At 42.5% G+C, this 25,165-nt stretch carries 20 protein-coding genes and 1 tRNA gene; 13 read left to right on the top strand and 8 right to left on the bottom strand.

Annotated elements, in window-relative coordinates; genetic code table 11:
* Positions 1–24: 24 nt before the first annotated feature.
* The gene (locus tag BV214_RS10635) at positions 25–735 is read right to left on the bottom strand and encodes a TetR/AcrR family transcriptional regulator (RefSeq protein WP_317045178.1); all 711 of its coding nucleotides are present in this window, start codon (positions 733–735) and stop codon (positions 25–27) included.
* 40 nt (positions 736–775) lie between these two features.
* Here BV214_RS10635 and BV214_RS10625 point away from each other — a divergent pair, with 40 nt between their 5' ends.
* Positions 776–1,750, top strand: a complete 975-nt coding sequence (locus tag BV214_RS10625; RefSeq protein WP_086477487.1) for a polyprenyl synthetase family protein — start codon at positions 776–778, stop codon at positions 1,748–1,750.
* Between the two features lie 4 nt (positions 1,751–1,754).
* Here the strand turns inward: BV214_RS10625 and BV214_RS10620 are convergent, their stop codons facing one another.
* The gene (locus BV214_RS10620; protein WP_086477486.1) at positions 1,755–5,165 is read right to left on the bottom strand and encodes a HEAT repeat domain-containing protein; all 3,411 of its coding nucleotides are present in this window, start codon (positions 5,163–5,165) and stop codon (positions 1,755–1,757) included.
* Positions 5,166–5,264: 99 nt separating this feature from the next.
* The gene (locus BV214_RS10615) at positions 5,265–6,419 is read right to left on the bottom strand and encodes a lycopene cyclase family protein (protein ID WP_086477485.1); all 1,155 of its coding nucleotides are present in this window, start codon (positions 6,417–6,419) and stop codon (positions 5,265–5,267) included.
* 282 nt (positions 6,420–6,701) lie between these two features.
* On the opposite strand from BV214_RS10615, the gene BV214_RS10610 reads away from it, so the two are divergent.
* From BV214_RS10610 to BV214_RS10570, 9 genes are all read left to right on the top strand, one after another.
* Positions 6,702–7,358 carry a metal-dependent transcriptional regulator gene (locus BV214_RS10610; RefSeq protein ID WP_086477495.1) on the top strand — a complete coding sequence of 219 codons (657 nt, stop codon included), beginning with the start codon at positions 6,702–6,704 and terminating at the stop codon, positions 7,356–7,358.
* Complete coding sequence (locus tag BV214_RS10605; protein WP_086477484.1) at positions 7,355–8,380, top strand: metal ABC transporter solute-binding protein, Zn/Mn family; 1,026 nt, start codon at positions 7,355–7,357, stop codon at positions 8,378–8,380. The genes BV214_RS10610 and BV214_RS10605 overlap by 4 nt, the downstream gene beginning before the upstream one ends.
* A 91-nt stretch (positions 8,381–8,471) precedes the next feature.
* Positions 8,472–9,209: a metal ABC transporter ATP-binding protein gene (locus BV214_RS10600; RefSeq protein ID WP_086477483.1), complete on the top strand. Its 738-nt coding sequence runs from the start codon at positions 8,472–8,474 to the stop codon at positions 9,207–9,209.
* A 6-nt stretch (positions 9,210–9,215) separates the two neighbouring features.
* A complete protein-coding gene (locus BV214_RS10595; protein WP_086477482.1) occupies positions 9,216–10,343 on the top strand; it encodes a metal ABC transporter permease in 1,128 nt (375 codons plus the stop codon).
* Positions 10,336–11,496, top strand: coding sequence for a metal ABC transporter permease (locus BV214_RS10590; RefSeq protein ID WP_086477481.1), 1,161 nt, complete (start codon positions 10,336–10,338; stop codon positions 11,494–11,496). The genes BV214_RS10595 and BV214_RS10590 overlap by 8 nt, the downstream gene beginning before the upstream one ends.
* Positions 11,497–11,594: 98 nt before the next feature.
* Positions 11,595–13,628, top strand: a complete 2,034-nt coding sequence (locus BV214_RS10585) for a S9 family peptidase (RefSeq protein WP_086477480.1) — start codon at positions 11,595–11,597, stop codon at positions 13,626–13,628.
* Between the two features lie 7 nt (positions 13,629–13,635).
* The gene (locus BV214_RS10580; RefSeq protein ID WP_086477479.1) at positions 13,636–14,067 is read left to right on the top strand and encodes a hypothetical protein; all 432 of its coding nucleotides are present in this window, start codon (positions 13,636–13,638) and stop codon (positions 14,065–14,067) included.
* 54 nt (positions 14,068–14,121) lie between these two features.
* Positions 14,122–14,532 (top strand): DUF2141 domain-containing protein, encoded by a 411-nt coding sequence (locus BV214_RS10575; RefSeq protein WP_086477478.1) that lies wholly within the window; start codon positions 14,122–14,124, stop codon positions 14,530–14,532.
* A 23-nt stretch (positions 14,533–14,555) separates the two neighbouring features.
* Positions 14,556–14,942 (top strand): DUF423 domain-containing protein, encoded by a 387-nt coding sequence (locus BV214_RS10570; protein ID WP_086477477.1) that lies wholly within the window; start codon positions 14,556–14,558, stop codon positions 14,940–14,942.
* A 19-nt stretch (positions 14,943–14,961) separates the two neighbouring features.
* Here the strand turns inward: BV214_RS10570 and BV214_RS10565 are convergent, their stop codons facing one another.
* From BV214_RS10565 to BV214_RS10545, 4 genes are all read right to left on the bottom strand, one after another.
* Positions 14,962–17,613 carry a DUF5916 domain-containing protein gene (locus BV214_RS10565; RefSeq protein ID WP_086477476.1) on the bottom strand — a complete coding sequence of 884 codons (2,652 nt, stop codon included), beginning with the start codon at positions 17,611–17,613 and terminating at the stop codon, positions 14,962–14,964.
* A 521-nt stretch (positions 17,614–18,134) separates the two neighbouring features.
* Entirely contained in the window at positions 18,135–20,372 is a 2,238-nt protein-coding gene (feoB, locus tag BV214_RS10560) for a ferrous iron transport protein B (protein WP_086477475.1), read from the bottom strand.
* A complete protein-coding gene (locus BV214_RS10555) occupies positions 20,369–20,611 on the bottom strand; it encodes a FeoA family protein (protein ID WP_086477474.1) in 243 nt (80 codons plus the stop codon). Before BV214_RS10555 ends, feoB begins: the two co-directional genes overlap by 4 nt.
* 215 nt (positions 20,612–20,826) lie before the next feature.
* Positions 20,827–21,510: an SCO family protein gene (locus tag BV214_RS10545; protein WP_086477494.1), complete on the bottom strand. Its 684-nt coding sequence runs from the start codon at positions 21,508–21,510 to the stop codon at positions 20,827–20,829.
* Between the two features lie 161 nt (positions 21,511–21,671).
* On the opposite strand from BV214_RS10545, the gene rseP reads away from it, so the two are divergent.
* Together rseP and BV214_RS10535 are read left to right on the top strand one after the other, a co-directional pair.
* Positions 21,672–22,988: an RIP metalloprotease RseP gene (rseP, locus tag BV214_RS10540; RefSeq protein WP_086477472.1), complete on the top strand. Its 1,317-nt coding sequence runs from the start codon at positions 21,672–21,674 to the stop codon at positions 22,986–22,988.
* A 134-nt stretch (positions 22,989–23,122) separates the two neighbouring features.
* Positions 23,123–23,196 (top strand) — tRNA-Asn (locus BV214_RS10535).
* Positions 23,197–23,478: 282 nt separating this feature from the next.
* Here BV214_RS10535 and BV214_RS10530 read toward each other — a convergent pair.
* Positions 23,479–23,865, bottom strand: coding sequence for a hypothetical protein (locus BV214_RS10530; protein WP_086477471.1), 387 nt, complete (start codon positions 23,863–23,865; stop codon positions 23,479–23,481).
* Between the two features lie 62 nt (positions 23,866–23,927).
* On the opposite strand from BV214_RS10530, the gene xerA reads away from it, so the two are divergent.
* Complete coding sequence (gene xerA, locus BV214_RS10525; RefSeq protein WP_245806778.1) at positions 23,928–25,055, top strand: site-specific tyrosine recombinase/integron integrase; 1,128 nt, start codon at positions 23,928–23,930, stop codon at positions 25,053–25,055.
* The last annotated feature ends 110 nt before the right edge of the window (positions 25,056–25,165 follow it).

The following is a 25,165-nucleotide window of genomic DNA, read 5'->3' as shown; positions in this document are numbered from 1 at the left end:
CAATAAGCTGATGGTCCATTTGTTTTAAAACTGATCCGAATAAATTATTTGATTTAAAATCTTCTTCCCCATTGGGGTGGTGATGCTCCTTAGGTGATATTCCAAAAAGTAGCTCTGTAATCTCCCAAAAGAGAAAAGTTCTTGAGGGAATATTTCAGGGTCCTGTATGCTGCTAATTCCTGCAATATAAATCCGTGACACAAAGGGAATATTGAGGTCTTCCATATAGAGGCCCATTTTTACCCCTCGTTCCAGGTTGTTGATAGTGCATTTCTGCATTAGTGCATGTTGTTTTGCTTTCAACTGACTGGAAATCTTTGGGTAGTATTTCTCTAGCTGGTATTGAGGGGACGATTTTTCATCCTTTAAGTTTACAATCACAAACTTCTTAATGTCGTATAGCTCCTCAATGGGGTTCTTGCCAATAGCACAAATAGCTTCAATACCAACACTTATTTTATGGAATAACTGGTTGGTACATTCTTGAACCAACTTGGTTTTATTCTCGTAATGGTTGTAGATTGTTTTTTTGGAAATGCCTACCTCATTGGCCAAATCGTCCATAGTAACACTCTTAAACCCTAGGTTTAAGAACATCTCCGTGGCCTTATCTAAAATAATTTCCTTCATAAGGGTGCAAAGATACGTTGGAAACTTTAGAAACCAGTAAAGTTTCCAAGGTTTTTCCTGTGTTAGCGAGTAGGGGGTGCGAGATCCTATTAATTCTTTGTGCATACTGCAAGGATTGATGTATTTTTGGAAAAAAATTATCCCTATGCCAAACATTGACCATTATAGATCGGATTTTATAGCGTATTTGGAAAGTAAAGAGCAGAAAAAAGAGCCCGTAAATCTTTACGAACCTATATCCTATATATTGAATCTTGGTGGAAAACGGCTAAGACCCGTGCTAACCCTGATGACCACCGATATTTTTGGAGTCGATTATAAGCAGGCTTTGGATGCTGCATTGGCCATAGAAGTTTTCCATAATTTCTCTTTGGTACACGATGATATCATGGATGCCGCACCGCTGCGAAGGGGAAAACAGACGGTACATGAGAAGTGGGATGTAAACACGGGTATACTTTCTGGGGATGCCATGCTTATTTACAGTTATCAGCTGTTAGAAAGTTATCCTGCTGCCACATTTAAGCAATTGATGCAATTATTCAGTAAAACTGCCTTGGAGGTTTGTGAAGGGCAGCAATACGATGTGGATTTTGAAAATAGGACGGACGTAAGTATTCCGGAGTACCTATTAATGATACAGTATAAAACCGCAGTCTTAGTGGCTGCTGCCATGAAAATGGGCGCTATAATAGCCAATCGGTCCTCACAGGTCCAACAGGATATCTATGATTTTGGAAAAAATTTGGGCATCGCTTTTCAATTGCAGGACGATTATCTGGACGCCTTTGGAGATCCTAAGAGCTTTGGTAAACAGGTGGGCGGGGATATCATGGTGAATAAAAAGACCTATTTGTATTTAAAGGCATTGGAATTGGGAAGCACTACTCAACAACAAGAGTTGGAGCATTTGTTTTCCATAAAACCTGAGAACCCCTCAGAAAAGATTGCTACGGTAAAGGCTTTGTATATAAAAACGGGGGCGGTGGATCAGGCCCTGAAAGAAATTGAGGGGTATACCCAAAAGGCATTCTCCATTTTAGACCAGCTTCCCATAGACGCTTCCAAAAAGGAAATGTTGGCTCAATTTGGTACTTCCCTTATGAAGCGGGAGGTGTAGTAAGTTATTTTTTCTTCATATTAGCTAAGAATTCTATAACATCCCGAAGCTCTCTCTTAGACATAAGCTGGCCCATTGCGGGCATTCCGGAGACCATATTCTGCCTGTTGGTTATTCTAGATTTTGCGATAACCAATGGCTCCGCATCCGAGGTTCTTAAGATAATTTCGTCCTCATTTTCCCGTTCTAGGATTCCCGTTACCACTTGACCTTCTTTTAAGGTAAGGGTTACCGTGCCATAGCCTGGGGCCAAACGGGCACTTGGTAGTATTAGGGACTCTAATAATTGTTGTCTACTTAAAATATTTCCAATAGTATCCATTGGAGGACCTACGGTGCCGCCCTGACCGTTTATGGAATGGCAGCGAACACATTGCCCGGCAGAATTATTGTTGAAATATTGATACCCTGCCCATCTATTTCCTCCGTTTAGTGTTTCTTTATAAGCATCCAGGCTATTTCCCGAAGATTTAATTTGGCTCAATTGAGCAATTAATTCTTCAGATTCACTGGCTTCTACTGCTTCTATCAAATCTAGAAGTACCCCACTGGAAAGGGTATTGGCGTTGGCCTCTTTAATTAGGGAAGTTAGGATCGCTCCGGTTTTTTCGGTAGGCATTTCTCCCAAAACGCTCAACATTTTTTGCTGTTCGGCAAGCGACCCGCTTTTAAAAATGGGGGATACAATGCTAGGGAGTTTTTCCTTATCTACCTCCAATTGGGTAAGTAGTCCCAAAGCCGCGGTGCGAACCTGCTGATTTGTATCGCGCATCCCAATTTCCATGACTTCTTCAATTTCTTCAAAATTCAAATCCCCAAGTGCCAATAGCATTGCGGCTCTTACCGCTGGGGAAGAATGGGTCTGCATGAGTGCTGCCATTTGGGAATGGTAACCATCGATCTTTAGGATTCCAAGGGTTTTGGCCATTGCAACAAGGATATCAGGATTGGAATCGCCCATGAATTCTGGTATATGCTTTTCCAGTTTTTGGCGTACTAGCTTTACGTCCCTTCTTATTTCACCTCTGTACCTGCCATCTACCCTGTCTAATACCGAAGGGGAGGCCCATGTTCCGATTGTTTCCAAGGCTTCACTTCTCAGGGTGGGGGATGCCTTAGAGCTCCTGGCAAAATTGATCAATAGGTCCAGTTCTTTTTCCCCGCCTACCCTAAGGGCTGCATTAATACTTCTGCGCAACAAGGGTTCCGAGGTAAACCGGTCTTCTTTTAAAAGCGAGGCCAATTCTGGAAGGCCATTTTCTATGGACCAATCGTCGTTGATTGCCCTTGCGGCTTCGGTCACTATATACGGGTCTTGGTCTTTTAAAAATAGGGCCACCTTTTCGCTTTGTAGTCTTCGTAAAACCAAAACGGCGGCTAATCGTAAACTGGGATTATCGCTTTGCGTTAAATTGACTATGGGTTGGATTTCCCCGATCCTGGACAAGGCCAGTACCCCGGCATGCCTTAGATATACATCCTCGTCATTATTGGCTTTTAGCATTTTTAATAAGGGGTTAATCGCCTCCTTATCTTGGATTCTACCCAAAGCCTGGGCGGCAAAGAACTGTACCCTGGCATTTTTATGCTTAAGCAGGGGGATTAATTTTTTGCTGGACGGCTTGTATTTTAGATCCCCAAGTATTTTGGCAGCTTGTGCTATAATTTCTGTGTCCCCGTCCTGCAATAATGGAAGCAACAAGGCTGCCCTACCCCTTTTATACCTTGCTAATTGGCCTATGCCCCAAATACCATGGATACGCGCCAATTGATTGCTTTTTTGCTGTATGGCATTTTTAAAGCCTATTAAACCATTGTTATCCTTGGCTACTAATGCAAATTGCGCTTTCTGTCTTATCCTCATGTCTGGATAGGACAATAATAGAGTGAGTTTCTCTATGCTTTGACCCTTATAATCCAGGGTCATAAGTCGCGCCGTCTCTTTTCTTTCCATTGCTAGGTCGTTCCTGTCTTCGGTGACATCCAACTTCCATACCCGGCCGTAGTTTTTTGTATCCCAACCATTAATCCAGTCGGCAATATACAAGGCTCCATCGGGCGCAAAGCGAATGCCTGTGGGCAGTATTCCACTGAGGATGCTCTGCTCGGTATTCAGGGCAAAAGAGGCTCCCTTGGGTTTTAGGTCAAAACTCCAGATACGGGACCTGCTGGGGTTCCCCACAAATTCTACCAAGAAAAATTTATTTCGCCATTCCTTTCCCAATGCCGTACCGGGATTATAGGCCATTCCTGTGGGACCATTGTGATAGTTCATTATTGGAGGGATAATGTAGGCAGCCTGGTCTTCCCAGCGCGGGAGAAAGAGTTTTTCATCCATCCATACGTTGTATCCATTGTTTTTGGGGTCGGTATATTTACCGTATTGCCAATTGGCCCGCCAGCCTGCATCCGAACCCTCTACAATATATACCAATCGTTCACTTTCCCCACGGTGGTCTCCGTCGTTGTCTGAGCTTATGATATTGCCATATTCATCAAATACAAATTCGTGGGTGTTTCGCAGTCCCCTCGCAAATACCTCAAAGTCGCTCCCATCGGGATTAGATCTTACAATAATCCCCTGGTTGGGGTACTTGTGATTGGTTCCGTCTTTTGTAGTGATATTGGCTCCTATGTCGCCAATCCCCCAGTATATTTTCCCGTCGGGTCCTTCTATGGCGCCAGACATGCCGTGTCCGCCAAACCCAATGTGGATGCCATAGCCATGTGAAATAGAAGTTTTATGATCCATTATTCCGTCCCCGTCCTCATCCGTAAAGCGCCACATATCTGGGGCAATCCCCACAAACATATCGTTTTCTCTCACAAGGAGGGCACCGGCTACATCGGACACCTCCTCATTAAAATCGTTTACTATCCTAGTAGCAATATCAGCCCTTCCATTTTTGTTGAGGTCTTCTAGTTTCCATACTTCATCTTTCTCAACAGTGAGATCGCGCCAATCATGTATACTGTCCTTATTTAGATCTTTTAACCAAATGTTCTTATCGCTGTTTTCAGTTGCAAAAGTTCGATGTAAAAATTTTCTTCTGTCTTCTACAGATTCCAGTGCTATGGAGGGGGTCATCCAATCCCTAAACCCCCTGATATCGAACTCAGAATTCTTTTGCCTATTGGTCCTAGTTAAATAGATGTTTCCCTTGTTGTCTACAGACATGGCCACCGGGTCTGGTGCTAAGGAATCCGATGCCCAAAGGGAAAGGGTTAGTCCTTCCGCGACTTGTGCAGGTACGTTCTCTTCTATTTCCTTAAATCTGGCCGCTGCGGTGATGGAGTCTTCCTTAATAACTAGCAAGGGCTCCTTGCTAATTTTGGGCGTCTCTTTACAGGAGAAAAGGAGCAGGGTAGTTAAAATGAGTGGAAGGAGGGGGCTATTAAAGAAGATGGTTTTCATGGATCTTGGTTGGTGTTTGGTGTAAGGGCATGCTCTCTTAGGTGTGCTGAGGCATTTTTAAAGGTAGGAATATTGGAATTAGAGTCGAAATCATGTTTGTTAAAATTTAATGATACGACGTATCAAGGCTGAAATAAACTCTCTTTTTGGACAGGCGGCAATTATATGCAGGTCTTCCCTAAAACTGGTTTCCTCATCTAAAAATTTAAATATTTTCTGCGGAGTTTGGTTTTTAAAAAGCTGTTCAAAAATGAGTCGTCCTTTGCTGTTGTCCCTATATAAAATATCTAACAACAAAAGGTCGTAAAACCAAAACCGATTGCGACCGCCAAAGGAATTTAAGGCCTTGCCTTTTTTCAGGAAGGGGATTAATTGCTGTACCTTTTTATAGGAATGCATAAAGGTGTATCCCGAACTGGGTTTTGCCCATCCACCTGCAATTCCAATATGTAGTACATTGGCGCTGTTATAGCTGTTGAAATTGAAACAGCTCATTGGGATGTTCCCACTTTCATGAGCGGTTATTTCATAATCATCGATCCCCAATCCCAAATGGTTTAGGAGGTAGTCCTTAAGACCTTGTTCGTACTCCAAAGTGGATAGTACATCCTTGGAAAAGAGGGTGTATTCTACGAGTGCCTCGGTTGGGGAAATGGGTAGCACGTACATAAATCGGGTATTTCCTTTTTGAGGAATGGAGAAATCCATAAAAGTAGCGCGATCTGGATCAAAAAGGGCGCGCTTCGTTTTTATAAACCATCCCAGGAAATGCTGCTGCAATACCGGATATTTTTTCTGATTCAACAGCTTTTTGTAATCAAAGGCACTGGTAAACACCTTCTCAGCCCGGTAAGCAGTGGTGGCCGTACGTACTTCTACATAAGAATGGTGGTCCTGCAGGTCCGTTACGGTGTCCCTAATAAGGGAAATGTTAGGGTAGTTTTTTAATTGATTTAGATAGGAGCTATAGAAATGGTCGCCACGTACCATATGATAGGTATAAGGGGCAATTTGTAGCTGTTCTGAATAGGCTTTGCCCGCAAAAAATATCTGATTATAATTTTTGTGGGTAACCTGGCGGAACGGACTGTTTCCCCTGTCCCAGAAACACCAGGTGCGGTCATTGGCTTCCTTTGCTTCCTTCTCCAGAATTAAAATGGATTTATTGGCAAAAAATGAGTCTTTTCCAAGCGCATCGGCCAGCATTAGTCCGGAAGCACCTGCCCCAATGATTATATAATTGTACGTAGTCATTCAATTAAAAGCTTAAGTGCCCCATAGGGAATACCGGAAGGGGCTTCCAGGTATTCCTGGGAAACCAAAAATACTAAGATCTTAAGGATAAATCATGCTATCTGGCCTCCATGACTGGTTTTCCAAGTTATTCTCTATTGGATGTGGTGAACGAGGTTGGGTAGAGGGGTAGTAAAACCATGGGGAGCGGAGCTTTGTAGGCGCTGTTCCGACACAAACTTAGCCTTGCCTAAAAATTTGTTTTTATGAATAAAAATGTATTTTTGTGAAAACGATAATTTTATGACTCGTTCTGAAGAGAATTATATTAAGACCATCTTTCATATTGGGAGGCAGGGGCAGGAGGCCGTCTCTACAAACTCCATTGCAGAGCAAATGGAAACCAAACCATCTTCGGTTACGGATATGGTGAAAAAACTTTCGGATAAGAACTTGGTTAATTATAAGCGGTATCAGGGGGTTTCTCTCACGGATTTGGGCACCAAAGTAGCCTTGGGCGTGATTAGAAAACACCGGCTATGGGAGGTTTTTTTGGTGGAAAAGCTCGATTTCTCATGGGATGAGGTGCACGAGGTGGCAGAGCAGTTAGAGCATATAAAAAGTGACAAGCTCATAGATCGCTTGGATCGTTTGCTTAATTATCCAAAATATGATCCGCATGGCGATCCCATTCCCGATAAGGATGGCGGCTTTGAGGAGCGCGATAAGAAATTGCTTAGCGAAGTGGCCGTGGGAGAAGGAGGGGTTTGCGTTGGAGTAAAAGACTCTTCCGCGAGTTTCTTAAAGTTTTTGGATAAGAATAATATTGCTTTGGGGCAGTTTATCCAAGTGTTGGAAATGGAAGAATTTGATGGCTCTTTGGTGATTGGGATTGGGGACTCTACCCGCCAAATTTCCCATCAAATAGCAGCTAACTTATATGTAAAGATCAAGGAATGATAAACATTGGAAAACAAAAAAAGAATAAGGGGTCTCAAGCAATCGGTAGTTTGTTGACGCTTGTCCCTAGGGCGAAGCGCAATGCCCGTCGACTTCAATTAATAGGAACAAGAAATTTTTTACTGGTCCTATTGGTAGTAGGGTTGGTAGGCTGTAAATCCGATTCTAAAAACAAGGATAACGGAAAGCTTAAGGTGGTGGCCACTACCTCTATTATCACGGATCTCCTAAACCAGATTGGAGGGGATGCTATAGAAGTGCAAGGACTAATGGGGAGTGGGGTAGATCCGCACCTCTACAAGGCCAGTGAAGGGGATGTAAATAAATTGTTTACCGCCGATGTGGTGTTTTACAATGGCTTGCACTTGGAGGGAAAGCTGGTAGATATTTTTGAGCGAATGGAACAGCAACATAAGAATACCGTTGCTATTACCGATGTCTTGGATAGAAAGGGCTTACTGGCATCCGAAAAATTTGGTTCCAATTACGATCCGCATATTTGGTTTAGCCTAAGCTTTTGGAAACAAATTACCCAGTATACTGCAGAGAAACTTTCCGAGCTAGATCCAGAAAACGCGGCGCTGTTTAAGGAGAACAGCAAAAATTACCTTAAGGAATTGGATGCGCTGGAAGTAGAATTAATGGCTATTATAGAGACCCTGCCCAAGGAAAAGCGTATAGTGGTCACTGCGCACGACGCCTTCAATTATTTTGGAATGGAGTACGGGTTTCAGGTACTTGGACTTCAAGGGTTATCTACAGCCACGGAGGCCGGGGTGCAAGATGTGCAGCGGCTTTCCCAGTTTATCATAGATAATAAAGTGAAATCGATATTTATTGAGACCTCGGTGCCTAGGAGGAATATTGAGGCCTTGCAAGCAGCAGTACTCTCCAAGGGACATAGTGTAAGTATTGGCGGTAACTTGTATTCCGACGCCTTAGGGACCAAAGGAACGGTTGAGGGTACCTATATAGGGATGTTTAAGCACAATGTAAATACCATTGTAAATGCCTTAAAGTAGGGATGGTGATTAGCAAAAGGGGATTTTAAGAACTAAAAGCACCTTCCGATGAGCATACACTCCCGCTAACGAATAATACCTAAAAGGAAACATGAACGATAAAATAGCCATAAAAGTAGACGACTTAACGGTAGCTTATAACTTTAAGCCCGTGCTTTGGGATGTAGATCTATCCATTCCCGAAGGGGTGCTCATGGCCATTGTAGGGCCCAACGGCGCTGGGAAATCTACCTTAATCAAGGCGATGCTAGATATAGTGAAACCCATAGCAGGGACTATAGAAATCTTTGGGGAGCCGTATAAGAAACAGTATAAAAAAGTAGCTTATGTTCCACAAAAGGGGAGTGTAGATTGGGATTTTCCCACCACTGCCTTAGATGTGGTTTTAATGGGGACTTATGGGAGTCTGGGCTGGATTAAGAGGCCGGGGAAAACCCAAAAGAAACGAGCGCTAGAGGCCTTGGAAAAGGTGGGGATGTTAGAGTTTAGAAGTAGGCAAATTAGTCAGCTTAGCGGAGGGCAACAACAGCGGGTATTCCTTGCCAGGGCCTTGGTGCAAGAAGCCAGTATCTATATTATGGACGAACCTTTCCAGGGGGTAGATGCCACCACAGAAAAAGCCATTGTCAATATTTTAAAAGAATTGAGGAAATCGGGGAAAACGGTGGTAGTGGTTCATCACGATCTACAAACCGTACCCGAATACTTTGACTGGGTGACCTTCTTAAATGTCAAGAAAATTGCGACAGGTTCGGTGAAGGATATTTTTAATGATGACAACCTCACCAAAACCTACGGGATTAATTATAAAGTGAGTGTATTACAATAATAGCTTATGTCCGTACAGGAATATTTTTCATTAGTAGTTACCGATTATACCCTGCGTACCATTACGCTAGGAACGGCTATTTTGGGCATTGTCTGTGGTATGCTGGGAAGCTTTGCAGTGCTTAGAAAACAAAGTCTCTTGGGCGATGCCATTTCCCATGCCGCCCTCCCGGGCATTGTAATCGCCTTTTTGATCTCGGGAGCAAAAAATAGCAATATGCTTTTGATCGGTGCCTTGGTAAGCGGTTTGGTCGGCACTTTTTGGATCAGTGGTATCGTGAAAAAAACACACTTAAAATCTGACACCGCCCTTGGATTGATCCTATCCCTATTCTTTGGCTTTGGTATGCTGTTATTGACCTTTGTGCAAAAAATGCCCAATGCACAGCAAGCGGGATTGGATAAGTATCTCTTTGGTCAGGCCGCCACTCTGGTAGAGAGCGATGTGTGGCTTATGGCGATCGTTATGGGAGTTTCCCTGTTGGTGTTACTCCTGTTTTGGAAAGAATTTAAGGTGCAGCATTTTGATCCGGATTACAGTAAATCTTTGGGTTTTAATACCCGTTTTCTAGATGTGATAATGACCACGCTTATTGTACTGGCCATTGTGATAGGCTTGCAAACAGTAGGGGTGGTGTTAATGAGCGCCATGTTGCTTGCACCCGCTGCAGCAGCTAGGCAATGGACCAATAACCTGGGAATCATGATTTTTTTGGCGGCAGTTTTTGGCGCCTTATCCGGAATTTTTGGTACGGCCATCAGTGCCACTTCCAACAACCTTTCTACCGGGCCCTTAATTGTTTTGGTAGCGGCGGTCTTTGTGGTAATCTCCTTTGTATTCTCCCCAGGGAGGGGGCTGTTATTTCGGGAGATTAGGCATTGGAAGAATAGGAATGACCTTCAGTTGCATAAGACGCTCCATTTTATGTATGAAATAGCCAAGACCCATGAGGATATTTCACATCCCCACAAGGTGAAAATCCTTAACAATTTTCAAGGATATACCAGGAACTCTTTAAAAAACTTGGAAGATAGGGAGTATATCACCGTAGATGGAGCCATGTGGTCCTTAACCCAAAAGGGATACAACAAGGCCATGAATTTGTATAACCAGCAAGAGAACTCCTATGACTAGTGCGCAAATAGAAATACAATTAATCGCCTGCATTGTGGCCGTAGCCTGTGCTATTCCGGGTACCTTCTTGGTGCTCCGTAGGATGGCCATGATCAGTGATGCTATTAGCCACTCTATTTTACCGGGTATCGTAGTAGGGTTTTTCCTTACCGAGGATCTAAACTCCCCATGGCTAATTCTCTTGGCCGCTTTTAGTGGGATCATTACCGTGGTGCTGGTAGAATATATACAAAAGACCGGTTTGGTAAAGGAAGACACCGCCATAGGTTTGGTGTTCCCTTCCATGTTCAGTATTGGGGTGATATTGATTGCTAAAAATGCGGGGGATGTACATTTGGATGTGGATGCCGTATTGTTGGGAGAGTTGGCCTTTGCTCCATTTGATCGGCTAATCATCAATGGAATGGATGTGGGACCAAAATCGCTTTGGGTGATTGGAACTATTTTGCTGTTGACCCTCACGCTGCTCATTACTTTCTTTAAGGAGTTGAAAATTAGCACCTTTGATACGCAATTGGCCGCAACCTTAGGGTTTTCCCCTGTGATTATTCATTATGGGTTAATGACCGTAGCTTCGGTTACCACCGTCGGGGCTTTTGATGCCGTAGGGGCCATATTGGTGGTGGCCCTTATGATTGCGCCACCGGCTATGGCCTACCTCCTCATTAAAGACCTCAAGAGAATGCTGGTTTTATCAGCGGTGTTTGGGATTATCGGGGCACTATTGGGTTATTGGGTGGCTCATTGGTTAGATGCTTCCATTGCAGGATCTATAACCACTGTGTTGGGGGTATTGTTCTTTTTTATCTATCTGTTGGCCCCCAATAGCGGTTTAATTTCGGTGTTGTACAGGCAAAGACGACAAAAAGTGGAAGTGCATTTGCTTACCTTCCTTTTGCATCTTCAGAACCATACAGAAAAGTCCGAACGGCATATCAATCACCTTTATGAACACATCAATTGGCACAAGGTGAAGGCACAGTCTGTATTAGATTTGGCGCTAAAGAACAATATGATCACGATAGAGGATAGCATTATTTCTTTAACGGAGAAGGGCGAAACCTTTACCTCCGAGGCCATTAACTATATTATTACCAATAAAAGTGCCGCCATAGAGGAGATGAAGGACAGATTCTTTTTGTTTAGGGGCTAATGGTTTTTTTATAACAGAATTACCAGTTATTTTTGGTTGCATATTGTAAGGGGGATATTGCCCAATCATTACTAAACTAACCTAATAACTATAACTTCATGTCTTTTAGATTTCTGTTATTTCTATTGATTCCGATCCTGAGTTTTGGACAGTCACAGGAAAAAGTATTTTCTTATTTGGATGTTTTTGATTTGGAATACGTTTCGGATCCCCAAATTTCCCCGCAAGGAGATTGGATCGTTTATCGTAGAATGGGTTTTGATATTATGGAAGATAAGGCCGTGGGCAACCTATGGATGGTGAAGCCCGATGGGTCCCAACATCAAAAGATAACCTCTAGGGAAGTGAACGAATCTAGTCCGGTCTGGTCGCCCAAAGGTGATAGATTGGCCTTTATCAGTGCTACAGAGGAAGGATCCGAAATTTATATGTATTGGACGGGTAGTGGAAAGCTTGCCAAGATTTCTCAGCTTCCATTTAGTCCTTCTTCCCTCACTTGGTCTCCCCAGGGAGATCAGTTGGCATTTTCCATGCATGTGGATAAGCCCGCACCGGTAGCTGCAAAAATTCCAAAGAAGCCCAAGGGGGCCAAATGGGCTGCAGCGCCAAGAATAACAGACAGATTGTATCACGAACGCGATGGCAGGGGGTATATAGATCCAGGATTTAACCACATTTTTCTAATTCCGGCAGATGGGGGCGCCGTAAGGCAGCTTACCAGTGGAGATTATCATCATAGTGGGCCCCTTTCCTGGTCCTTGGATGGTCAAAAAATATATTTTTCCGGGAATAGGAACCAAGATTGGGAATACGATTTTAGAAATAGTGAAGTCTATTCGGTGGCCGTAGATAGCGGTAGCATTACACAGCTTACGGATAAGCCTGGACCAGATAACAATCCAGTAGTTTCACCCAATGGCAAATATATTGCCTATGTGGGCTATGAAGATAAGGTGCAGGCCTATCAGGTGACCCGTTTGTATCTTATGGATACCGATGGGAAGAACCAGCGGGAAATTGCCATGGAACTAGATAGGGATGTGAACAATATTGTCTGGGATGCAAAAAGTAGGGGGCTGTACTTTGCTTATGATGATAAAGGGAATACCAAAATTGGTTATGTATCTCTAAGTGGTAAATTTTCCAAACTGGCCGATAATATGGGCGGCACTACTTTGGGAAGGCCCTATGCCAGTGGCTCATTCAGTGTTTCCACAAAAGGGGATATCGCCTACACCCAATCTACCCCCTATTACCCATCGGAACTAGCGGTAGTGGATGCCAGGTCTAGGCAGACCAAAAAAATTACAGACCTAAACAAAGCACTATTTAGTTATAGGACTTTGGGTAAGGTAGAGGAGGTTTGGTATACTTCTTCTGTAGACCAAAGAGAACTTCAGGGATGGATAGTGTATCCCCCCAATTATGAGAAGGGAAAAAAATATCCCTTCTTGGTAGAAAACCACGGTGGACCCATTTTAAACTATGGGGATCGCTTTAGTGCGGAAGTCCAGCTCTATGCGGCGGCCGGCTATGTGGTGTTTTATCCTAATCCACGGGGAAGTACCAGTTACGGCGAAGAATTTGGAAACCTATTATACCACAACTATCCAGGAGAAGATTATAACGACGTGATGGATGGGGTAGACCATTGTATAAAAATGGGAGTGGCCCATGAAGATCAATTATTCGTTACTGGTGGAAGTGCAGGAGGGATCATGTCTGCTTGGATGATTGGGAAAAACAATAGATTTAAAGCAGCCGCGGTGATTAAGCCAGTAATGAATTGGATAAGTAAAACCTTGGTGGCCGATAATTACTTTCGCTATGCACATTCCAGATTGCCGGGACAGCCTTGGGAGAATTTTGAGGACTATTGGCGTTTTTCACCTATTTCCTTAGTGGGCAATATTGAGACCCCCACGATGGTGATGGTGGGTATGAACGATTTAAGGACTCCGCCTAGTGAGGCCAAGCAATTATACCATGCGTTAAAACTGCGAAAAATAGAGACGGTATTGATAGAAGTGCCCGAAGCCGCTCACGGAATTGCCAGTAGGCCCAGCAATTTAATCACTAAGGTGGCCAATATTTTGGCTTGGTTCGATAAGTATAGGGACTCAACAGAATAAAAACTTTATGGCGCAGACTAAGAAAAGATCCTGGCTATTAAATCTACTGATTGTGGTGACCCTTATTGGGGTGGGTTTTGCTTTTACGGCACATTATAAAAACTGGACCAAAATAAAGGAGGATTCCTTTCGTATTTTTTCCGGGATTTATTGGCTCGAAATTCCCTTTTCGGAGATAGATAGCATTCAGATGGTAGATAAGATCCCCAGTATGGAACGGATTCATGGGTTTTCGGTCAACGAAGTTGAGAAGGGAGTCTTCCTATCAGATAGCCTCGGGACTAATAGGGTGCATGTGTTTGTGGATAAACTATCTCATTCCAAGATACGGGTGGTCTATAAAGATTCATTAAAAGTGTTCATGAATTTTACTGACAGCACGGCCACCAAATCCCTCCATGATTATTTATGGACAAAAATTAATACGGAAAAAGAGTAAGTAGCTGATACTTAGGGATTATATTTACACCATAATTTAGAAAACAGTTTAATTATGGGGAAGTTCATCTTTATTGTCTTGCTGATGCCAATGCTGGGGATGTCTCAAATAGACCTTTCCGTTGAGGTGAAGGGAGTTCCTTCGGGCAAGGGGAAGATTAGCGTAGCGCTCTATACTGAGGCCGAGGATTTTTTAAAGTTCGATCGCGTATTTAGGGCTAGTAGTGTATCTGCCAAGGAAAACACCACTACGGTAGTCATTGATGATTTGCCTAGCGGAAATTATGCGGTGGCGGTGTTTCATGACGAAAATAGTAATGATGAACTAGATGTGAATTGGTTGGGTATTCCTAGGGAAAAGGTGGCTTTTTCCAATACAAAAATGAAACTCTTTGGTCCGCCCGCATTTAAAGACTGCGTGTTTAACGTCCCAAGAGATATGATTATTGAGGTATCGTTTAAGTAAGGTATATTGTTAAGTAATAATTTATGGTATTAGTAGCACAGTTTATAGGAGCCTTGTACGGTATGTTGGCCATTATCTTCGGCGCCTTTGGGGCACATGCCTTAAAAAAAAGGCTTACGGTAGAGCAACTGGCCAGCTTTGAGACGGGGGTAAGATACCAATTGTACCATGCCATTCTCCTGGTAGTGTTAGGGTTTAACCTCAATTTGGAAACCGCTTTGGAAAAAAATATGGTCTATTGCTTTATCCTTGGGGTCTTCTTGTTTTCTTTCAGTATTTATGGACTGGTCCTAGGGGCTGCTAAAGGACTAAAGGTACGGTTTTTGGGTCCTGTAACCCCCATAGGCGGACTCCTGTTGGTTATAGGCTGGGGCTTGCTGCTCTACTCCTTTGTTAAAGAATGGGTTTAGGAGGTTACACAAGCGGTACTTATAAAACAAACCGGTAGGTAGCTTTTAACAAAAAGATGTTTTTTGGCTTTTCACCATTGAATAGTTGATCTTTTAGGTTGTTAAAAAGTGGGCTTTGTGGATCTCCAAAGCGCGATACGTCCTGGGACCATACAAAAAAGAGCTCCGAACCGGGAATATATTCCCACCGGAATACCAGATTGGATCGGAACTGTATTACCGAGAAATTGGGATTGTTAAAGGTAAAATCCGTGTTGCCATCTAGGTTAGAATCCACTCCATACACCTCATTTTCAAAACTTATTTGATTGTTTTGATAAGACGATATTCTGTTGTTAAAAGATTTAGCCAAGGGGTCTATTACTTCTTTAAATTCCGAATAACGGCCGTTAGATATAAAGGGTTGCCCCCAATATTGAAGGGACAGGTTGGGATTAATGGTATAGTTTAATCGAAGGGACATACTTAGGGTCTTCTGTTCTACAGTACCGTTTAGATAGGTGGTGCCAGCGTCTGTTGGTATATTGCTTATGTATTGCAGTTTGTTGTTAAACGTACGATATTCTGGAAAAGCTGAAATACGCAGGGCATTCAATGGTTGATAGCTAAATCCAAACTCTAGCCCATAGTAGTTTCTGCTGTTATCCAAGGCCTTGCCCCCATTGTGAAATAAGGAAAGCTGAACTTTCTTTCGTCCATCGGATTCTATCCCATTAGAAAAGCTAATTTCCGGGGAAAGTCGCAACCTTGGTCCGCCTCGCAAGGCGAAATTGGAGAACTGTATCGGTTCGTAGTTGAAGCCTATGTTGGTGAACCAATTGTTCTTCCAGTGCTGCCAACTATTGGTGTTGAACTGCAGGAGGTTGTGATTGCCTGCAAAATCCCACACACTCCAATGGTTATAGTTTATTCCTATTTTCCGAAAGGTGTTGTCTGGTTTAAGAGATCTATAGCCAATCCAATTATAATGTCGAAGGTCGTCTGCCTGGCGTTGAAAGCCTACATCGTTCAGTTCCAGTTCCGGGGATCGCCAGGTAAACCCCGTCTCAAATATCCAATGACCATCCCCGGCCTTCCCTAATTTTAGATTGCCTCCAGTACCGCTCAAGGAAGTTTTGGTAGGATCTAGGGAAATATGGACTGCATCCACTCTTTGGAACAAGTGGGTGATGGATTTTTGTGTCTGTATAATAGCGGTGGTATCTCCCCGGACGTGGCTCCAAATAATATCCCCTGCAAGGTACCAAGAGCGCTGCTTCCATTGATATTTAAAATCGAACCCTCCGGTGTAGGCAGACCTATGTAAGAAGTTAATGGGATTGCCTAGGGTTTCCCTATTGGTAGCAGTAAATATTCCTCCTATATAACTGTTGTTATCATTAAAATCCTTTTGTAAGCGCCCAATAAAATAATTGGTCAGTGGCTCTACTATCTCCTTTCTTCGTTCGCCATGGTTATCTATGGTAGCGTGCTTTCTTGCGGTGGTGCTTTGTAGAACTCCGATAGACCAGCCGTCCTTAGTTTTTCCGCTGAATTTTGCTGCTCCTAAGATGGGAGTATTATCAGGTTGGTCTACAAATTCGCCCGCCTCGGTTTGTGGAAAACCCTGCGGACTCCGCCCTATTCTACGGGAGTAAAAAACGTTGTCAAATCCAAAGGTATTCCCTGCTTGCGAGGGGGACACCCGGTAATCGAAGATGTTTTTATTTTCTATAAAGAAGGGGCGTTTTTCTTCAAAGAAGATCTGAAATCCATCCAGTGCAATAGCAGATGGATCGGCCTCTACCTGGCCAAAGTCGGGGTTAATGGTGAGGTCTAAGGTAAGGTCATTGGTGACCCCTATTTTAGCATCCAGGCCAACGGTAAAACGTTCGTCCTGCCCAGTAAGAAAGGGGTTGCCCGCTTCTGGTTCATAATTTTCCAGTTTGGTAATAGCATAGGGTTGAATTTCCAATTGTTTTTGAGGTTCCAGGTTTTTGAGGCCTTGCAAGAGGCCAAATTCACTTACAAATCCGGGGCTGTCCTGTGGTAGGCGTTGCCAAACGGATCGCTCCTCCTCCCTAAAGAGGCGGCGCATTACTTGTAAGCCCCAGGTTTGATCCTGTAATTTTCCAAATTTAAGCTGGGAAAGGGGTATTTTCATCTCTGCAGTCCAGCCTTCAGAATCAATCTGCGTTTTGGTATACCAGATAGGATTCCAGCTGGGATCCTCATTTTCCCCGTTGTTGGAGTTAAATAAATCGGCCTTTACACCTGCTGCGGTGACCAGAAAACCAAAGGCGGTGCGTTTATCAAAATAACTATCGATAAAAATAGCGATCCAATCCCCTTCAAAACCATCCCGCCTGGAAAGACGTTTTTCTATCTTATCGGGTTCACTGTCGTAACAGCGGATACCTACATATAAAAAGTTTTTGTCGTACAATATTTTAAATTGGGTCTGATGGTCCGGGGCCGTGTTTTCATTGGGCCTTTGCTCTACAAAGTTTCCTTCCCATGGTACTAGGGACCAAGTGCTTTCCTCTAAACTGCCATCAATATCAGGTGGAGGCATGTCCTGAATAAATTGGGTGGTATAGGTCTTTTTGGGGAGTATTTCCTTGGTGTCCTGGGCGTAGCAGATGACTTGGGTCAATAGCACGGTTAAAGAGGTTAAATAACAGGTTCCCATGGAAATCGTTTTAGGTGGTTGATTAAAAGACGACCAATACTTTTTGTCGTTACACCAAAATCATGAATTTAAGATATCTTTAACACAGTATGGTGTTGAGCCTTAGGCTTATAAGTTGGTTTAGTTAGGACTGTAGACTTTGGAGTTTTCCCAATCTTTAGATAGGAGAAAGGGAGGCTTATAAAGGGAATGGGAGGGTGAGAGGTTGGAAAACGGGACTAATGACAGCCGCAATCCCCTTCCCCGCATCCTTTGGAACTATTTTTTTTACGAGCAAATAGGGAGCGGGGCAATAGAAATTTCTTAACCAAATAACCTACTGCTATGGCAACCGTGATATAAACTAATATGTCTTGAACAGTACTCATTACTAGTACGCTTTTAATTTTCTAACCCATCCCAAGGCAAATTATAGCGCCAGGGAAGCAAAGGTTTATTACTTCAATACTGCCTATTGTAAAATTTTCATGTAGAGCATTCCATATCCTTTTGTACCGGATGCTGCAAAAAGGTCGTACCCATTATTTTAAAATTTGATAGGCTATTAAGGCTACAATATAGGCAAATAGGCTCATAAAAACCAGCTGTGCCGTGGGCCATTTCCAGGAATTGGTCTCTCTTTTTACGATGGCCAGGGTGCTCATACACTGCATAGCAAATGCATAAAACAGCAAGATGGAAATTCCAGAAGCCAAATTAAATAAGGGTTTCTTGGTAACGGGATCTATTTCTGCAGACATCCTATTTTTAATGGTGTCTTCCTCATCGCTTCCCACGCTGTAAATGGTAGCCAAGGTGCCTACAAAGACTTCCCGCGCTGCAAAGGAGGTTAGGACGGCAATCCCAATTTTCCAATCGTAGCCCAAGGGATGTACAAGGGGAGCTATGGCCTTGCCGGCAAGACCCATATAGGAGTTTTCCAATTTATAACTGGCAACCTCTTGGTTTTTGGCCTTTTGTCTTAGTTCGGTCGCCTTAGTCCTTAGGGAGTCGGTCAGGGCCTGCTTATCCAATTCATATCCCTGTAGGGCCATGCTGTCTTGCAGCGCTGCTTGGTAGGCAGTAAGACTGCTCTCCATGTTTTGGAGATTAAAATCCGTAAATCCTTCCGTTTCTATTTTTTGGTTAACGATTTCTTCGGCATTGTAAAAATCATCGGAATAACCATTAGAGCCTAAAAACCACAGAATAATGGAGATGGCAAGGATAATTTTTCCGGCTCCTAATACAAAGCTCTTTGTTTTTTCTAGGACGGTATAGCCAACATTTTTTAGTAGTGGAAGCTTATAGTTGGGCATTTCCATCACAAAAAAAGTTTTGGTCTTTATTTTCATGATCTTATTGAGAATCATGGCCGAAAAGATGGCGGCTCCAAAACCAAGTAGATAAAGGAGCATTAGGGTAAGCGCTTGGTAGCTTAGGCCTAGGAACCTTCCATCTGGAATTACGAGGGCAATAATAATAAGGTAAACCGGCAAACGTGCAGAACAGGTGGTAAACGGGGTCACTAAAATGGTGATGAGCCGTTCTTTCCAATTCTCTATGGTCCGGGTGGCCATAATTGCGGGGATGGCACAGGCGGTCCCAGAAATAAGGGGTACTACACTTTTACCGCTGAGGCCAAAGGGGCGCATTAGTCGGTCCATTAAAAAGACCACCCTGCTCATATAGCCCGACTCTTCCAGCAGCGCGATAAAAAGGAATAGAAAGGCAATTTGCGGAATAAAAATAACCACGCCACCTATTCCTGCAAGAATCCCTTCAGCAATTAGATCTGTGAAAACCCCTGGGGGTAGGGTGTCTTTTACCCATTCACTGCCCGTGGCAAAAAGCTCGTCAATAAAATCCATTGGATAACTACTCCAATCGTAGATAGCCTGAAATATGGCAAGTAGGATCAGGAAAAATATGAGGTACCCAAAAATTTTGTGGGTCAGTATTTTATCGGCCGTAGCCCGTAACCCCTTGGCTGCATTTAAATCTACCTTATAAGCTTGTTTTAGAATGCCATTTATAAATTGATACCTAAGGATGGTTTCCTTTTGCTGTAATCTTTTAAGCTCGGACTTCGATTTTGTTTTAAAGGAAGCGGGAATAGAGATCGGATTTTTCTCTATGGGCATAAAGTTAACATCCTGGGTAATCACCAACCACAATTTATAGAGGTCTTCATTGGGGAAGGTAGCCTTTAGCTTGTCAAAATACTCCGGGGCAATCACCGTAGTATCTATGTTGGGGGAGGAAGAGAGCGACTTGTAATTGGCTATCAATTCCTTTAAGCGATCAATTCCCGTTCCCTTTCGGGTACTCACCAAAGCTATTTTGGTGTCTAGCTTCTCCTCCAATAAGTCAATATCTAAGGAAATTCCCTTTCGGTTCATCCTATCGGCCATATTGATTACAAGGATAACCGGGATTTTTAAATCCTTGATTTGAGTGAACAGCAGCAAATTACGCTTTAGGTTCTCTACATCACTAATTACAACGGCCACGTCGGGGTAGTCCTTGTCGTTTTTGTTGAGCAACAACTCTACCACCACACTCTCGTCCAAAGAAGTGGTATTAAGGCTATAGGTGCCAGGGAGATCTAGAATATGGGCCTTTACGCCCCTTGGCAATTTACAGATGCCCTCTTTCTTCTCTACGGTAATCCCGGGATAATTCCCTACCTTTTGCTTAAGCCCGGTAAGTTGATTAAATACCGAGGTTTTACCAGTATTGGGGTTTCCAATAAGCGCTACCTTAATCTGTTTGCTCATAGGGGAGAGTCTTCAATAATTTCCAATTCTATTAAACTGGCCACGGAGCGTCTTATGGCGATATGGGTGCCGTTGCAATTAATATAGATAGGGTCTTTTAGGGGAGCTACCTGTACCAAGGTAATTTCATTACCAGGTAGGCATCCCATTTCCATGAGTTTTACGGGGAGCACCCCATCTGCAAACTCCTTGATAATGCCTCGCTGTCCGCGCTTTAATTGTGCTACTGTGGTGGCCAAATCTTATTTAGATTGATTTTAATTAAGCACAAAAGTAGTTTAAAAAAATTAAAATTTTGTTGGGTAGATCAACAAATACAGCTAAGTGTGGGTATTTGTTATTCCGTTGCCACGCCCGCTAGGCAATTGGAGGGGCAGGATACTAGGATAAAAAGGGGTAGGGCCAAGGGAGATGTTCTAAACCTTGGCCAATTGCGTTTACAAGAAATCAGGGTTTATTCTTCTTCCTCGTTATAGACCGCCTTCAGGATTTCCAGATCGCTCATTAATTTCTCCATATCCTCGGAATTGGTGCCATCATAGAACCCTCTAATACGTTTAAGCTTATCTACCAGGATAAAGTTTTCTGTATGGATCATATCAAAAGGACCTCCGTCGCCATCGGTTTTTACGGCGAAGTACGACCTGCGGGCCAATTCATAGATCTGTTTTTTGTCGCCCGTAACCAAATTCCACTTATGGTCTAGCACCCCTTGTTCCAAGGCATATTTTTTTAGCTGGGGAACGGAATCGATGTCTGGGGTAACCGAGTGGGATAGTAGCATCACCTCGTCATCGTCCTTTATTTGGCTTTGTATTTGGGCCATATTTTTGGTCATGATGGGGCAAATTGTAGGGCAGGTGGTAAAGAAAAAATCGGCTATATAAATTTTATCCTCATAATCTTTTTGGGTAATGGTGTCCCCATTTTGATTGATCAGGGAAAAATCGGCTATGGTATGGTATTTTTTAATATGCTGCATAGTGCTATCCACCAATTCAACATTTACCATGGACGGCTGGTAGACCGGTAGTATTTTTTTGGGTTCCACGGCATCCATAAACAAGTAGATGATGACGGAGGAAACAATCAGAAGGGTGAAAAAAACGTATTTTAATTTGCTTAGAAATTTGAGCATTTTTTTTGGGGTAAAGATAGCCCAGCGGGGGGTATTTTTCAAGGCATGTTCGGCAGATTCGTGCCAAATGTTTCTTAAAACGGATTGGGTGCGAATAGTTTCTTTTTTTAAGAACTGTTAAAAATGTACTTTTGTTCGGTTTTAAGATTAAAGTTAAGTCAATGACAGTAGCAATTCAAATAATACAATTTGTACTGATTATCTCCATATTGGTGATTCTCCATGAGCTGGGCCACTATTTGCCAGCCAAATATTTCAAGACCAAGGTGGAGAAATTCTATTTGTTCTTTGATGTAAAGTTTTCCCTGTTCAAGAAAAAAATTGGGGAAACCGAATACGGAATAGGGTGGTTGCCCTTGGGCGGTTATGTGAAGATTGCCGGGATGATAGACGAGAGCATGGATACCGAGCAGATGAAGCAGGAGCCCCAGCCTTGGGAGTTTAGGAGCAAGCCGGCATGGCAGCGACTCATTATTATGACCGGGGGGGTAATCGTAAACTTCCTATTGGCCTGGGTAATTTATACGATGTTGTTGTTTAACAATGGAGACACCTATATTCCATCCGATAATTTAAAGTATGGGATTCTGGTTGATTCCGTTGGGGAGCAATTGGGCTTGCGTACCGGGGATCAGATATTAAAGGTAGATGATAAGCCCACTAAAAAATTCAATGAAGCAGTACTGGATATTATTCTGGGGGATGAAGTTACCGTTAGGCGCGATGGAAAGGAAATTACCTTCCCCTTGTCCGATGAAGGCAAGGAAACGGTTTTTGCCACTCAGGGTAAGAATTTCTTGGGGTATAGATCCAAGGCAATTATTGCAGAGGTACAACCCAATTCCGTTGCGGAGGCAGCAGGATTGTTACCAGGAGACCAAATTGTGGGTGTAAACGGAGAAGAAACCATATTTTGGAACGAGTTTAGAGGGAAAATAGGATCTTCCGTTAACCAAAAATTAGATATCAGTGTTTTAAGGGACGGACAGACAGAGCATATAGACCTAGTGGTTCCCGAGGAGGGCGTTATAGGAATATTGTTAGACTATGCAGACCTAAGTGTTACGGATAACTATAGCTTCTTAGAAGCCATCCCAGCGGGATATCATAGGACCATACAGGTGCTAACGGATCAGATACGGCAGTTTAAGGTGATCTTTAACACCAAAACAGGCGCTTATAAGCAAGTAAAGGGCCCTATTGGGATTGTAGAAATGATGCCTGCGGTGTGGGACTGGACATTCTTTTGGAGTTTTATGGCGATGTTCTCCGTGTGGTTGGCATTTTTGAATATTTTACCGATTCCGGCATTGGATGGGGGGCACGTAATGTTTTTATTATATGAGATGATTTCAGGAAGAAAACCAAGTGAAAAAGTACTGGAGACTGGTCAAATAATTGGTTTTGTGTTGCTTATGGGGCTGATGTTGCTGATTTTCGGGAACGATATTTGGAATATTGTAAAACGATTTATCTAGGGAATAAATATTTTTTCAAAAACTATGATTTTTTGTTTGGCGTATTTGAAAAAAGCGTTTATATTTGCACCCGCCTACGGAACGCTAATGGCTTCTAAAGGCTGGCAAGCCGCCTAAAGGCACTGAAATTATACTCCTCCTTAGCTCAGTTGGTTAGAGCATCTGACTGTTAATCAGAGGGTCCTTGGTTCGAGCCCAAGAGGGGGAGCTTCTAAATCAGGCAGTTACATGAAAATGTAGCTGCCTTTTTTATTTAGTTGCGTGCTTTTTTGAGATTGTGACCTAATGTTGAGTTTGTGGAAAATTTGTCGTCAATCCATATTGGAAGATACACCTCTTGTTGAGGTGTTGTAAATCAACTACATTTTTTTGAGAATAATTTTCCTTTAGGTATTTACCACAAGTAAATCGAAAAATAAACTAGGAATCACGTTCTCCAGATAATTCTACTTGTTTTTAAACCTTTTTATGTTCAGTTCCCTAGGAATATTTATTTGTGAGAAGCGTCCATATAATCCTGCCAGATTACCAAAATATATTTATCCTTTCCATTATGCCTTTTTTTTAAGAAACCGTATTCATAAACAAAGAGGTAAACATCTCCCTTTTGGTTTTTCCAATAATGGGTGAAAAATGTGGGATCAAATCCTTCTTCCATCAGGACTGATTTTCTAATGGTGGTGTACCCAGACCTATTGTATTTCTTTAACAGTTTTCGGTTAATATTAAGGTGTCTGTCGACCTTAAAATAAAATGTCTCATTTTTTTGACGCTGTTCATACTGGTTAATAGACCGGCATTTTGCCGAACAGAATTGCTTATCAGATCTACCTTTTACGATAGCGTTGCAAATTGGACATATTTTTCTGGTTTCCATTTATCCATATAATATACGTATAATATACCTCTTATATATAAGATCTTAGTTAAACTTGGTATATGAACTCCATTAGGTCTATAACTCTCTACCATCTTATGATCCAAAATCAGAAGATGATAGGTATAAAATTTATGCCGGACAAGCTGATTCAAGCCCTTATCAAAAGTCTACCCAACCCTAAGTGGAGCCAGCGGCATAAAATGGCTTATATTCCCAACACCAAGGAAAACCTTGGTATTATTTACAACACCTTCAATGGCAACGTATGGATCAACTACAACCGGTTCTTCACCAATAGACCCCAAAATGCCAAAAATACGGTGGTAGTCATTACTTGGTTTAGAAACAGAAAGCCCATTTCCAACTATCGCTATTGTCCGGAAGAATACCTTTTAAAACTGGAGCTAAAAAGGTATGCCAATAGTACCGTACGCACCTATGTATACTTCTTTGAAATGTTCATTAATCACTTTGGGCACAAGGATGTCCAAACTATTGATGAAATTGATATCCGGGCATTTCTTCAACAACTAATTCAACGCAACGTTTCAAATTCCTATTTAAATCAAGCCATAAATGCCATTAAATTCTATTATGAAGTGGTTATGGATATGCCTAATCGATTCTACGAGATAGAACGTCCTAGAAGAGAGTTTAAGCTTCCCAAGGTAATATCCAAGGAAGAAGTTCTTACCATTATAGAAAATGCCAATAACCTTAAACATAAATGTATTATAAGCTTATTATACAGTTCCGGCTTGCGGAGAAGCGAATTGTTGAACCTAAAACTTGATGATGTAGACAGTAAACGTATGTTGATTAGAGTTAAAGACTCAAAAGGTAATAAAGACCGCCACACGCTTTTGTCACAAACTGTTTTAGAAGATCTGCGTTTATATTTCAGGGAGTGGAAGCCGCGTGAATATTTGTTCGAAGGTCAAAAAGGCGGAAGGTATAGTCCTCAAAGCGTACTTAAAATTGTTAAGGAAGCAGCGTTAAGAGCTAAAGTAAGACAATCCGTAACTCCACATGTGCTACGCCATAGTTTTGCGACCCATTTATTGGAATCTGGGGTCGACCTCAGGCAAATACAAGTGCTGTTGGGGCATGGTTCCAGTAAAACAACAGAAATTTACACCCATGTGGCCACAAACACTTTTAAAACCATTAAAAATCCACTAGATTAGTGGTGTAGACAAAATTGATATATACACACTGGTAATCATACACAATTGTTAGAAGGTTATTTGCGGAAAAAATTAGAGCAGCTTCGGGACTTCCCTTTTTTTGCTGCCTA

The sequence above is a fragment of the Arenibacter amylolyticus genome (genome assembly GCF_002150785.1).
In the GTDB taxonomy this organism is placed as follows: domain Bacteria; phylum Bacteroidota; class Bacteroidia; order Flavobacteriales; family Flavobacteriaceae; genus Arenibacter; species Arenibacter amylolyticus.
This window is presented reverse-complemented; position numbering and strand designations above follow the sequence as displayed.

Excerpts from the sequence above, each read along its gene's own strand:
- BV214_RS10635 (WP_317045178.1), bottom strand. The coding sequence starts at position 735 with ATGCACAAAGAATTAATAGGATCTCGCACCCCCTACTCGCTAACACAG.
- BV214_RS10625 (WP_086477487.1), top strand. The coding sequence starts at position 776 with ATGCCAAACATTGACCATTATAGATCGGATTTTATAGCGTATTTGGAA.
- BV214_RS10620 (WP_086477486.1), bottom strand. The coding sequence starts at position 5,165 with ATGAAAACCATCTTCTTTAATAGCCCCCTCCTTCCACTCATTTTAACT.
- BV214_RS10615 (WP_086477485.1), bottom strand. The coding sequence starts at position 6,419 with ATGACTACGTACAATTATATAATCATTGGGGCAGGTGCTTCCGGACTA.
- BV214_RS10610 (WP_086477495.1), top strand. The coding sequence starts at position 6,702 with ATGACTCGTTCTGAAGAGAATTATATTAAGACCATCTTTCATATTGGG.
- BV214_RS10605 (WP_086477484.1), top strand. The coding sequence starts at position 7,355 with ATGATAAACATTGGAAAACAAAAAAAGAATAAGGGGTCTCAAGCAATC.
- BV214_RS10600 (WP_086477483.1), top strand. The coding sequence starts at position 8,472 with ATGAACGATAAAATAGCCATAAAAGTAGACGACTTAACGGTAGCTTAT.
- BV214_RS10595 (WP_086477482.1), top strand. The coding sequence starts at position 9,216 with ATGTCCGTACAGGAATATTTTTCATTAGTAGTTACCGATTATACCCTG.
- BV214_RS10590 (WP_086477481.1), top strand. The coding sequence starts at position 10,336 with ATGACTAGTGCGCAAATAGAAATACAATTAATCGCCTGCATTGTGGCC.
- BV214_RS10585 (WP_086477480.1), top strand. The coding sequence starts at position 11,595 with ATGTCTTTTAGATTTCTGTTATTTCTATTGATTCCGATCCTGAGTTTT.
- BV214_RS10580 (WP_086477479.1), top strand. The coding sequence starts at position 13,636 with ATGGCGCAGACTAAGAAAAGATCCTGGCTATTAAATCTACTGATTGTG.
- BV214_RS10575 (WP_086477478.1), top strand. The coding sequence starts at position 14,122 with ATGGGGAAGTTCATCTTTATTGTCTTGCTGATGCCAATGCTGGGGATG.
- BV214_RS10570 (WP_086477477.1), top strand. The coding sequence starts at position 14,556 with ATGGTATTAGTAGCACAGTTTATAGGAGCCTTGTACGGTATGTTGGCC.
- BV214_RS10565 (WP_086477476.1), bottom strand. The coding sequence starts at position 17,613 with ATGGGAACCTGTTATTTAACCTCTTTAACCGTGCTATTGACCCAAGTC.
- feoB (WP_086477475.1), bottom strand. The coding sequence starts at position 20,372 with ATGAGCAAACAGATTAAGGTAGCGCTTATTGGAAACCCCAATACTGGT.
- BV214_RS10545 (WP_086477494.1), bottom strand. The coding sequence starts at position 21,510 with ATGCTCAAATTTCTAAGCAAATTAAAATACGTTTTTTTCACCCTTCTG.
- rseP (WP_086477472.1), top strand. The coding sequence starts at position 21,672 with ATGACAGTAGCAATTCAAATAATACAATTTGTACTGATTATCTCCATA.
- BV214_RS10530 (WP_086477471.1), bottom strand. The coding sequence starts at position 23,865 with ATGGAAACCAGAAAAATATGTCCAATTTGCAACGCTATCGTAAAAGGT.
- xerA (WP_245806778.1), top strand. The coding sequence starts at position 23,928 with ATGAACTCCATTAGGTCTATAACTCTCTACCATCTTATGATCCAAAAT.